Below are 11585 nucleotides of genomic sequence, written 5' to 3'. Positions count from 1 at the left end.
CGCTCCGCTCCGACAGCGGCATGGTCGGGCGCTCCGCTCCGACAGCGGCATGGTCGGGCGCTCCGCTCCGACAGCGGCATGGTCGGGCGCTCCGCTCCGACAGCGGCATGAGCGTGCAGTTCGGCACATAGGATCGGGGGCGTGAAAGACGGTCTGCACGCCTTGCGTGGCCTCGTGCTCAGTGACGGGGACCTTGCCGAGATCTGCACCATCGTGCTCACTGTGTTGGCCCATGGGGAGCCCCTCGTCGAGACTCTCAACTTCAACGAGGTGGACGTGACCGTTGACCGTCCCCAGAGCCTCGTCAGGTTTGAAGGCATCTTGTCGGTCAACGACGAGGTGGTGGAACTCGCAGAGGATCGGTTCGTCGAGTTGGCGAGCACCATCGCGCAACCCTTGACCGGAGACCCGCTGGCTCAGTGGCAGACGCGCCACGAACGACGTGTTTGGCCGATGCCGCCCGCCTCTGGGTGAGACCGCTCATCGGCAGATCCGGGCGGATCGGCGCTGTGAATCTGGGTGCTGTCAGGCGGCGTCGTGGATCAGTTCGACGTCGGTGAAGTAGATGTCGGGGCGTGGCCGGAATGGCTCACGGGGTGGTGTCGTGAGCTTGCGGGTTCCGGTCGCATCGACCAGGTAGTGGGCCCCGTGGGGATCTCGCCAGACGAGGATCCCGGGGAAGGGCTGTCGACACTCCCACCCGGCATGTGTCTTGATGCGGTGGTGGGTCCGGGTCATCGGTCCGAGGTTCCCGGCTTCGGTCTTCCCGCCTTCGGAGTAGGGCAGGTTGTGGTCGAGGTCGACCCGACGACTGGTGTTCGCCGCGAAGGGGAAGATGTCGCCGCCGTGGATCAGGTGGACTGCTTCTCGCATGGCAGCGGGGATCTCGTAGGCGTCCACGGGTGCCTGGTGGGCGAGGTTGATCACCGGCAGGACAGTCACCTTGCCGGCGACGTGGGCGATCATCTGCCTCGCCCAGGCGATGGTGACGGGTCCGTGGTCCTCCATCCGGACGATCTCGGAGTCGGGGGTCAGGTGCAGGTCGATCCTCACCTTGGGCTTGATCGGTCCGACACCGAGGTCAAGATGTGCGTCCGGGTTGGTCAGCATCGCGAACGCGGCGAGCTTGCGGTCACGCAGATCAACCGCAGGCATCCGGGCTTCGAGTTCTTTGGCGACCGCGGTGATGGCGATGTCGGTGGCCATCAGGGTCGTGATGTGGTCGCGGATGGTCAGGGTCGCGACACCGTGCTTGTTGATCCGGGTCATCCGGATCCCGCGCTCCAACGCCGCGGCGTGTTCCTTGGTCTGGGCGAGCTCGGGGGACGCGGCGGCGACCTTGCCGTCCAGGACCGCGAGGAACCTCATCCACGCGAGCCTGCCGTCGGCGATCTCGTGGACCTCACCATCGACCCACGCGGCTTGGGCTTCGGTGAGTTCCCGGGTGGCTTCGGCGACTCGGCGGGCGTGTCCGGCCCTAGTGGTCCCTGCCTTCAACCCTGCAGCGAGTCTGGGGAGGCGGTGGTGGATGTCGACCGCGTCCGCGATGAGCTTCTTCGCCCCGTAGGGAGACGTCTGGATGCGGGCTGCGAACGCTGAGGCGGCGTACTCCGTGACCAGCGGTGTCCCGACCGCACCCGCCGGCATCGCCCGATCGCGGACCCGTTTCGACACCGACGCGGCACGGTCGGGGTGGTGCAGCACCGCCCACTGGAACGCCGCGGCGACGAGATCGCGCTCGGCCTGCTGCTTCGCGACATGGCGGGACTCGGCGTAGTCCAGGACCTCGGTCCTGGACATGTCCTCGAGCACCGGCGGGTTCATACGAGTATTGGACCAGAGGGGTCCGACTCAAAGGGGTCCGTGCGAACGGCGCTGTGGACAGCGCCCGCCCCAGGCCCCGTCGTGGATGAGGAGTGGCCCGTTCCGACACCACGGCGAGGGCTCACGCAACGAGCGGACCACCTCACCCACCACCCGGCGGCTCCCCGCCGTCAACGCCCTGCCGGCCCGCATCGTCGACCTGACCGACCCCGGCGGTAGCACCGTCCGCCGTGACGTGGCCGACGGCGTAGCCGCTGAAGCCGGCGAGCACAGCGGCGGTGGCTGCTGCGGCGACGGCCCTCGCGCGGCGGCGCTTGGGGGCGGGGGCGGCCGGGACGGCGTACTCACCGGTGGTGGGGTCGCTGACCCAGTGGGTGGGCGGCAGCGGCTGGTCGGTCATGCGGGCCTCCGAGGACTCGGGATCTGGATGATCCCGAGTGTTCGGGGGCTCGCTGGGGCGACGCTGTCGTCGGCCTCTCGGCTCGCTGTCAGTCCAGCGGGTAGGACTGCACGAACTCCGTCAACCGCGCGAGCTGGTCAGGGTCGGTGCTGGGGATGACGCCGTGGCCGAGGTTGAAGATGTGCCCCTTGGCGGCGCGGCCGGCCTCGATGACCTCGGCCGCGCGGGCGGTCATGACCTCGGTCGGCGCGAAGACGAGCGTCGGGTCGAGGTTGCCCTGGACGGCGCGGTCGCCGACCATCGGGATCGCGCGATCGAGCGGCGTACGCCAGTCGACACCGACGACGTCGGCCCCGGCGTCGCCCATGAGCCCGAGCAGGTTGGTCGTGCCGACCCCGAAGTGGATCCGCGGGACGCCCAGCGAGCCGACCCGCTCCAGCACGCGCGCGGAGTGCGGCTGGACGTGGCGGACGTAGTCGTCCGGGGTCAGCGCACCGGCCCACGAGTCGAACAGCTGGATCGCCGAGGCGCCGGCCGCGACCTGGGTCTCCAGGAAGACCGCCGCGATGTCGGCGATCTTGACCATCAGCGCCTCCCAGACATCGGGGGCACCGAACATCAACGCCTTGGTCTTGGCGTGCTCCTTGGAGGGACCGCCCTCGACGAGGTACGACGCCACGGTGAACGGCGCGCCCGCGAACCCGATCAGGGGGGTGCCGCCGTTGATGCCGGCGAGCTCGGAGGTCAGCGACCGGACCGCGGCCGTGATGAAAGGCAGCGCCTCGGGGGTCAGGTCCGGGATCGCGGCGACGTCCTCGAGGGTGCGGACCGGCTTGGCGACGACGGGGCCCACGCCGGGGACGATGTCGAGGTCGACACCGATCGCCTTGAGCGGGAGCACGATGTCGGAGAAGAAGATGGCGGCGTCGACGCCGTACCTGCGCACGGGCTGCAGGGTGATCTCGGTGATCAGCTCCGCGTCCATGCACGAGTCGAGCATCGCGATGCCCTCACGCACCTTGAGGTACTCCGGCAGCGACCGGCCGGCCTGGCGCATGAACCACACAGGGGTGTGCGGAACGGCCTCACCGCGGGCTGCCTTGAGGAGTGCGCTGTCGTGAAGTGCGGAGGTCACTGCGGAGGTCACAGGGTCAGGGTCTCAGGTCGACGGCGTGGGACGCACATCGATCCGGCTCGCAGCGCCTAGGGTGAGCCCATGGCCGCCCGTCACGAGTCGAACCCCGGATCCGGCGCCGCCGGCACTCCCCGGGAGTTCACCGCGGCTGTCGACAGCCTGCGCAGCGCGAACTTCCGTCCCGAGGTGTTCTGCGAGGAGATGCCCGCGCCCCAGCGGATCGCCCCCTACGCCACCGCCCTGTCGGCCGACGTCACCGTCGACGACGAGGAGGTCGCCACGGGCCGGCTCGTGGTCCTGCACGACCCGGCGGGCAACGACGCCTGGGACGGCACCTTCCGCTGCGTCGCCTACTGCCGCGCGGAGATCGACAACGACATCGCGACCGACCCGATGCTCGCCGATGTCGGCTGGCTCTGGCTGACCGACGCCCTCGAGGGCCACGGCGCCGAGTATGTCGCCGCCTCGGGCACGGTGACCCGGGTAGCCACCGAGAGCTTCGGCTCGATGGCCGAGGAGCCCGGCAACGCCCAGATCGAGATCCGGGCGTCGTGGACACCCGTCGACGTCGCCGACCTCGCCTCGCACGCCGAGGCGTGGGGCGAGTTCATGTGCACGGCCGGCGGTCTCGAGCCGGTGCCCGAAGGGGTGGCCGTGATGCCGTCCCGGCGGGGCCAGCGAGGCGGCCCCGGCTGATGGCGGACCCAACGTCCACGGACCAGGAGGCCACGGCTGAGGCGGAGGGCGCGGAGCAGACCGTCCCCGTCGAGCTGCTGACCCTCTCCGAGGGCCTGCCCCCGGTGATCGACACCCCCGAGGCCCTCGCGGCCTACTGCACACTGCTGGCGGCCGGCTCCGGGCCGGTCGCGATCGACGCCGAGCGTGCGTCGGGCTACCGCTATTCCAACCGCGCCTACCTGATCCAGGTCAAGCGCGAGGGTGCCGGGATCGCCCTGATCGACCCGATCGCCTTCGACGACCTCACGCCGCTCTCCGAGGCCATCGGCAACGCCGAGTGGATCCTGCACGCCGCGACCCAGGACCTGCCCTGCCTGTCCGACGTCGGACTGCGCCCGGTGGCGCTGTTCGACACCGAGCTCGCCGGTCGACTGCTGAACTACCCGCGGGTGGGCCTGGCCACGCTCGTCGAGGTCCTGCTCGATCGCCAGCTCCTGAAGGAGCACTCGGCCGTCGACTGGTCGACCCGACCGCTGCCCGAGCCGTGGCTGGAGTACGCCGCCCTCGACGTCGAGGTGCTGGTCGAGCTGCGCAACATCCTGGCTGCCCAGCTCGAGGAGACCGGCAAGGCCGACTGGGCCCGCCAGGAGTTCGACCACCTGCGGGGCTTCACCCCGACCGTGCGCGTCGACGCATGGCGGCGCACCTCGGGGCTGCACAAGGTCCGCGGTCGTCGTACCCTCGGCGCCGTCCGGTCCCTGTGGGAGACCCGCGACCGGATCGCGCAGGAGCGTGACGTCACGCCCGGCCGGCTGATCCCGGACTCCGCGCTGGTCGCGGCGGCGACGGCGATGCCCACCTCCCGCGGTGCCCTGATGTCGACTCCGGGCTTCCACGGCCGAGGCGCCTCACGCCACTCGGCCGACTGGCTCACCGCCATCCGCGAGGCCGCTGAGATGTCCGAGGACGACCTGCCGACCCGGGTCTCGCACGGCGACGGTCCCCCGGCACCGCGCGCCTGGGCCGACAAGGACCCCGTGGCCGCCCGCCGTCTCGAGCTCGCCCGCGGCGGTGTCTCCGCGACCGCCGAGGAGCTCGAGGTCCCGCTGGAGAACCTCCTCACGCCCGACCTCCTGCGCCGGGTCATGTGGACCCCGCCGCGCACCCGCGAGCCGGTCGAGCTGCTCGAGGCCGTGATCGACCAGCTCCGTGGCCTCGGTGCCCGCAGCTGGCAGGTCGGCCTGACGGCCTCGACGCTGACCCGGGCGATCCTCGACGCCGATGCCGACGACGAACGACGTCAGTCGCGCTTGCGGTCGTCCGTCGCTGAGTCCGAGGGCGAGCCGGACGGGTCCGAGGTCGCCGACTCCGAGCCCGAGGGCGACTCCGACGGCTCGTAGTCCGGGTCGAGCAGGCTCCGCGACTTCTCGTCGATCGCCCGCAGGGCGTCCTGGAGGTCGGTCAGGTCCGGCGCGGTGAGCAGCAGCGCCTCGATGTCCGGTGCCACCAGGGCGGCGAGCTCGTCGCCCGTGGTCATCAGCGGGGCGAGCACGATGGCCCGGACCGCGTTGGTGAACACGGCCGCGTGCGCCGGCGCGAGGTCGGGCTGCATGAAGTCCTCGGTCAGCGCCACCGTGAGCTTGGCGGGCTGGATGTAGCCGGTCTCGGCGAGACGGCCGACCGCCTCGTCGCTGACGAGGTAGCTCAGGAAGTTGGCCGAGGCGTCCGCGCGGGTGGGCCGCCCGGGCGAGAGGCAGATGCCGTTGAAGTCGCCGACGGTCTGGTTCGACCCGAGCGACGGCATCGGCATGACATCGAAGTCCAGGCCCTCCACGCCGCGCAGCTCGGGGGTCAGTCCCCGGAACCCGGCGATCATCGCGAGCCGGCCGCGCTTGAACCAGTCGACCGCCGAGCGCTGGGCCAGCTGCTTGGTGGTGAGTGTCAGGCGTGGGTCGCGCAGCAGCTCCAGGGTCTGGCGCAGCGCGTCGGTCGAGCTGTCCTCGCCGAGGGCCAGGCTGGTCGGGTCGTGGTCCTCGTTGAAGACCTGCCCGCCGCCGGAGTAGATGAAGGGCGCGAGGCCGCGCAGGGTCGGGTCGATGTGCACGCCACGGGTGTTGGGCCGCGGACGGCTCGCGAACTCCGCCGCTGCCCGGAACTCGGCGAAGTTCCAGCCCGTGTGGTCGGCCTTCGGTGTCGGCAGCCCCTCGGCGTCCATCGCCTCGAAGTCGACGAGCTCGGTGTTGTAGTAGATGACCATCGGCGAGACCGTGTAGGGCAGGCACTGCAGGTCGTCGTCGACGGAGAAGGCGGACACGGCTTCGCGGGCGAAGTCGTCACCGATCGGGATCTCACGGGCAGTGACCAGGTCGAGGAGCGGCCGGTTGCGCTTCGCGGCCATCGTCTCGGCCAGGTCCGAGCGCGGCAGGAGGTAGAGGTCGGGCTTGGCCTTGCCACTGGCGACGTCGGCGTTCATCGCGGCGGCCGTCGGCCACGAGGACACCGTGACGGTGGTGTCCTCGCTCGTCGCGTTGTAGTCGTCGACGACTCCGCGATAGGCAGCGATCTCGTCCTTGGTGCCCCAGACGGCGAAGTCGAGCTCGGTCATCGTCGGTGTCGTGGGCCCCGGAGGATCGGCCTTCTTCTCCTCGCTGCTGGCGTTGGCCAGGACGACCATGCCGATCAGCACGCTGAGTGCCACGGCGAGGACGACAACGCCCGTCCGCCAGTCGAACCGACCCACGCGCGTCTCCCTCGCTCTCCCCGCCAAGCGGCGGAATCCCCGTCACCCTACCCAGACACGGCCACGGTGCCGGGAACCGGGAGATCGAGCACACCGGACCGGGAGCGCCTCACGGCGCAGGGCCGCTCGTGGCGGCTTGTTTTTGGGACCCGGGGCTGCCGCGGTCCGGCGTGCTCGAGTCCCCATTGTAATCGGCTCAGCCCAAGCCGCGAGCCAACTCCACATGTCCGGACGCCTCGAGCTGCTCGGCGAGCAGCAACATCCGGCGTACGTCGGCGTCGGGCACCTCGTCCAGGCTCGCGCGACCCGCCGCCACGACCCGGGCGAACGCCGCGGCGCGGAACAGGACGTCGGCAAAATCACTCGCCGCGATCCCGCGCAGCACCTCGTCGACCATGTGGCGCAGCTCGTCGGGGCCGGGCGGATCGGCGACACCCGCGATCACCCGGGCGAACTCGGCATGGCTGCGTCCGGCCTCGAACTGGCGCGCGACACCGACCGGGTCGGCGTACACCCAGGACCGGAGGAGGTAGAGCCGCCAGAGGCAGCCGGCGAGCGTGTCCGCCGGGGCGTGCGACCACACCTGGGCGATGGCCTCGATGCCCTCGACCTCGGCCAGGTGCACCAACCGTTCGGCGACATCGGCGTCGGCGCTGTCGTGGGCGCCGCGGACGAGGAGAGAAGCGGCGCGCTCGGCAGCCTCGGTCAGCAGGGCGGGGTCGACCCCGGACTCCTGCTCGTCGAAGAACGCCGCCTCCCGGGGGACGGGCTTGTGAGGACGCTCGGGCACCGGATCAGTGTGTCACCCTGCGCGAGGCCGTCAGGCCAGTCCGTCAGGCCACATCAGGCCAGTGCGTCGAACGCCTTGCGCAGGCGTACGTCGGAGATGGGTCCGTCGACGCCGAGCTGCTGGGCCCACAACGAGACGCGGTACTCCTCCAGCATCCAGCGGATCCCCCGCAGGCCGGCGCCCGGCGGGCGACCCTCCGGCAGGGCGCCGATGCGGGCCAGCCAGGCCTCCTGCATCGGCTGGACCAGGTCCATCCGTTGCCGGTCCTTGGCGAGTGCTGCCGCACCGCCGGTGTCCAGCGCCTGACGACGCTCGCGCATGGCCGCGAGCCACGTGCGGTGACGGCGCAGCCGGGTGGCGCCGGCCTCGCCGACGAAGCCGTCGTGGACCATCCGGCCGAGCTGCGCCTGGAGGTCGGTGAGCGCGGGGAGCTGGGCCATCTCGGTCCGGCCGCTGAGCAGCCGCTCGACCTCGCGCCACACCTCGAGCACCCGCAACAGCTCGGTGAGCACCGCACGGACGTCGGCGGCGACACTCGGGCGCAGGGCGGCCAGCAGGGCGTCGTACCCCTCCCTGGTCCGGACCGGCTCGCGGGCGTCGACGGCGTCAACGACCACCGCGCGCAGGCAGTCGGCGAGCAGGGCGGGGACACCGGAGTAGGGCGTCCCGGACAGGCCGAGCTTGTCGACGTTGGACAGGGAGTCGAGGATCCCCTTGGTCGGGGCGTCGCCCAGCGCGAGGAGCAGCAGCCGGATGACGCCGAGGCGGTGCCGGGTGTCGCGCTCGTCGGCCGATCCGGAGACCTGGAGGCCGACCGTCGCGCCCTCGTCGACCAGTCCGGGGAAGGCCTCGACCTCGTGCCCGGCGCGCGTCCAGGTGGCGGTCTCGGCGATGTCGTCGAAGACCCACGTGGTCTCGCCGGTGCGGGCGACACCGGAGTCCGTCGCGACGGCGGCGAGTGCCCGGTCGAACTGGGGCTGCAGCGGCGCCTTGAGCTCGGCAAGCGACTTGCCGCGGCCCTGGACCTTCCCGCCCTCGTCGACGACGCGGTACGACGGCGTCAGGTGCGTCGGGAGCGCCGAGAGGTCCCAGGCCTCGCGCGGCACGTGGACGCCCGTGGTGGCCCGCAGGTGCCGTTCCAGCGCCGTGAGGAGCGCCTCCTGCCCGGCGGGGACGGCAGCCAGGAAGTCGCGGGCGGTGTTCGGCGCGGGGACGAAGTTGACCCGCAGCTGCTTGGGCAGGCTGCGGATCAGCTCGACGACCAGCTCCTCGCGCAGACCGGGGACGATCCAGGAGAAGTCGTCGTCGTCGACCCGGTTCAGCGTCGAGACCGGGATGTCGATGGTGAGGCCGTCGTCCGTGGCGCCCGGCTCGAAGTGATAGCTGATCGGGAAGCTCAGCCCGCCCGTCACCGACCACTCCTCGGGGTAGTCGGCCTCGCGCACCTCGTCGGCGGTGTCGTGGGTCAGCATCGCCAGGTCGAAGGTCAGCAACGCCGGCTGCTGGCGCCGCTCGTCGCGCCACCAGCGGTCGAAGTGCGCGCCACTCACGATGTGCTGCGGCACCCGGGCGTCGTAGAAGTCGAAGAGCGTGTGCTCGTCGACGACGAGGTCGCGGCGACGCGTGCGGTGCTCCAGCTCCTCGACCTCGGCCAGCAGCTTGCGGTTGTCGCGGAAGAAGTGGTGCCTGGTGTCCCACTCGCCGTAGACGAGGGCGTGCCTGATGAAGAGCTCACGGGACAGCTCGGGATCGATCCGACCGAAGTTGACCGGCCGGTCGGTGGCGAGCGGTACGCCGTACAACGTGACCCGCTCGACGGCCATCACGGCCTGTCGCTTGCGTGACCAGTGCGGCTCGGAGTGGCTGCGCTTGACGAGGTGATCGCCCAGTCGCTCGGCCCATTCGGGCTTGATCTCGGCGTTCTGGCGCGCCCAGAGCCGACCGGTCTCGACCAGCTCGCCCGCCATCATGAAGCCGGGGTTCTTCCGGGCCAGCCCGGAGCCGGGGAAGATCGCGAACTTCGCGCCGCGGGCGCCGAGGTACTCCCGCGGTCCGGGACGGCGGCCGTCCTTGCGGGCACCTGCCTTCGGCTTCTCCCGCTCCTCCAGCAGCCCGATGTGGGACAGCAGGCCGGACAGGAGCGCCTGGTGGATTCCATCGGCATCGGGAGTGGTCGAGGGCGCCTCCAGCCGGACCCCCATCTCCTTGGTGACCTGGCGCAGCTGGGCGACGAACTCCTGCCACTCACGCACCCGGAGGTAGTTGAGGAACTCGCGCTTGCACATGCGGCGGAAGGCGCTGCCGGACAGCTCCTTCTGCTGCGCCTGCAGGTGGTTCCAGAGGTTGAGCAGGGTGAGGAAGTCCGAGCCCTCGGCCTTGTGGCGCGCATGGAACTGGTCGGCCTGTGCCTGCTCCTTGGGGTGGTCGACGCCCGGCCGCTCCCGCGGGTCCTGCAGCGAGAGCGCCGCGACGATGACGAGGACGTCGCGCACGCAGGCCAGCCGCTCGGCCTCGAGCAGCATCCGGCCCAGGCGCGGGTCGATCGGCAACCGGGCGAGCCGTTGCCCGACCTTGGTCAGCTCACCGGGCGCCGTGGCGCTCCCTCCCGAGACCGCGCCCAGCTCCTGGAGAAGCTGCACGCCGGCCTGGACGTTGCGCCGGTCCGGCGGTTCGACGAAGGGGAACCTGGCGATGTCGCCCAGTCCCAGGGAGGTCATCTGGAGGATGACGGAGGCAAGGTTGGTGCGCAGGATCTCCGGATCGGTGAACTCCGGCCGGGACTCGAAGTCCTCCTCGGCGTACAACCTGATGGCGATGCCGGCCGCGACCCGGCCGCACCGACCCGAGCGCTGGTTGGCCGATGCCTGGCTGATCGGCTCGATCGGGAGCCGCTGGACCTTGGTGCGCGCGGAGTAGCGCGAGATCCGGGCGACGCCGGAGTCGATGACGTAGCGGATGCCCGGCACCGTCAGCGAGGTCTCGGCGACGTTGGTCGCGAGGACGACGCGACGGCGCGATCCTGAGGCGGGCGCGAAGACCTTGTGCTGGTCGGCGGCGGAGAGGCGGCTGTAGAGCGGCAGTACGTCGACGCCCCTGATGCCGTCCCCCAGGGGTGCGAGCGCCTCGGCGGTGTCGCGGATCTCGCGCTCGCCGGGCAGGAACACGAGGATGTCGCCGGGTCCCTCGGCCGAGAGCTCCTTGACCGCGTCCACGATCGCCTCGGTCTGGTCGCGGACGATCGCCTCGCCCTCCTCGTCGTCCTCGGGGACGTCCATCAGCGGGCGGTAGCGGACCTCGACCGGGTAGGTCCGACCGGAGACCTCGATCACCGGCGCGTCGTCGAAGTGCTGGGCGAAGCGCTCGGTGTCGATGGTCGCGGAGGTGATGACCAGCTTGAGGTCGGGGCGCCTCGGCAGCAGCTGCTTGAGGTAGCCGAGCAGGAAGTCGATGTTGAGGCTGCGCTCGTGCGCCTCGTCGATGATGATCGTGTCGTAGCGGCGCAGCATCCGGTCGCGCTGCAGCTCGGCGAGCAGGATGCCATCGGTCATCACCTTGACCCGGCTCTGCTTCGAGGTCTTGTCGGTGAAGCGGACCTGGTAGCCGACGACGTCCCCGAGCTCGGTGTCGAGCTCGGACGCGATCCGTTCGGCGACCGAGCGGGCGGCGATCCGGCGCGGCTGCGTGTGGCCGATCATCCGCGGACGGCCCCTGCCTGACTCGTCACCGGGAGCGCCCCGACCGAGCTCGAGACAGATCTTGGGGAGCTGGGTGGTCTTCCCGGACCCGGTCTCCCCGGCCACGATCACGACCTGGTGCTCACGGATCGCGGCGGCGATGTCGTCGCGTCGGGCGCTGACCGGCAGGTCGGGCGGGTAGGTGATGTCCACAGCGGATCCATTCTCCCATCCCGCCCGAACGGGCCGGCCCCCGAACTCCGTCGCGAGTGTGGCGTGGGTTACAGTGGAGGAAGATTGTCGGACAATCTGCACATCCACCGCAGATCTTCCTGTCACCACAT

At 70.9% G+C, this 11585-nt stretch carries 9 protein-coding genes; 3 read left to right on the top strand and 6 right to left on the bottom strand.

The annotated features are described in order from the left end of the window. Nucleotides 1-141 precede the first annotated feature (141 nt). Complete coding sequence (locus ASE01_RS08580; RefSeq protein ID WP_056749747.1) at nt 142-474, top strand: hypothetical protein; 333 nt, start codon at nt 142-144, stop codon at nt 472-474. A gap of 51 nt (nt 475-525) precedes the next feature. Here ASE01_RS08580 and ASE01_RS08575 read toward each other — a convergent pair whose 3' ends face one another. The 3 genes from ASE01_RS08575 to hemE form a co-directional block, all read right to left on the bottom strand. Next, on the bottom strand, nt 526-1824 hold the full coding sequence (locus ASE01_RS08575; protein ID WP_056749746.1) for an HNH endonuclease signature motif containing protein: 1299 nt from the start codon (nt 1822-1824) through the stop codon (nt 526-528). 142 nt (nt 1825-1966) lie between these two features. Then, nucleotides 1967-2224 (bottom strand): hypothetical protein, encoded by a 258-nt coding sequence (locus ASE01_RS08570; RefSeq protein ID WP_056749745.1) that lies wholly within the window; start codon nt 2222-2224, stop codon nt 1967-1969. 88 nt (nt 2225-2312) lie between these two features. Next, nucleotides 2313-3371, bottom strand: coding sequence for a uroporphyrinogen decarboxylase (hemE, locus tag ASE01_RS08565; protein ID WP_056749744.1), 1059 nt, complete (start codon nt 3369-3371; stop codon nt 2313-2315). 69 nt (nt 3372-3440) lie between these two features. Between hemE and ASE01_RS08560 the strand changes: the two genes are divergently transcribed. After that, on the top strand, nt 3441-4055 hold the full coding sequence (locus tag ASE01_RS08560) for a DUF3000 domain-containing protein (RefSeq protein WP_056749743.1): 615 nt from the start codon (nt 3441-3443) through the stop codon (nt 4053-4055). Further along, the gene (locus ASE01_RS23965) at nt 4055-5437 is read left to right on the top strand and encodes a ribonuclease D (RefSeq protein ID WP_082605914.1); all 1383 of its coding nucleotides are present in this window, start codon (nt 4055-4057) and stop codon (nt 5435-5437) included. Before ASE01_RS08560 ends, ASE01_RS23965 begins: the two co-directional genes overlap by 1 nt. Here ASE01_RS23965 and ASE01_RS08545 read toward each other — a convergent pair. The 3 genes from ASE01_RS08545 to hrpA form a co-directional block, all read right to left on the bottom strand. Next, nucleotides 5338-6777, bottom strand: coding sequence for an extracellular solute-binding protein (locus ASE01_RS08545; RefSeq protein WP_056749740.1), 1440 nt, complete (start codon nt 6775-6777; stop codon nt 5338-5340). The genes ASE01_RS23965 and ASE01_RS08545 overlap by 100 nt on opposite strands. Before the next feature lie 196 nt (nt 6778-6973). Further along, on the bottom strand, nt 6974-7567 hold the full coding sequence (locus ASE01_RS08540; RefSeq protein ID WP_056749739.1) for a hypothetical protein: 594 nt from the start codon (nt 7565-7567) through the stop codon (nt 6974-6976). Between the two features lie 53 nt (nt 7568-7620). Beyond that, complete coding sequence (gene hrpA, locus ASE01_RS08535; protein ID WP_268788666.1) at nt 7621-11556, bottom strand: ATP-dependent RNA helicase HrpA; 3936 nt, start codon at nt 11554-11556, stop codon at nt 7621-7623. Between the last annotated feature and the right edge of the window lie 29 nt (nt 11557-11585).

It is taken from the genome of Nocardioides sp. Root190 (genome assembly GCF_001428565.1).
Classification (GTDB): Bacteria; Actinomycetota; Actinomycetes; order Propionibacteriales; family Nocardioidaceae; genus Nocardioides.
The sequence above is the reverse complement of the archived record's forward strand: the minus strand, read 5'-3'. Positions and strand labels throughout refer to the sequence as shown.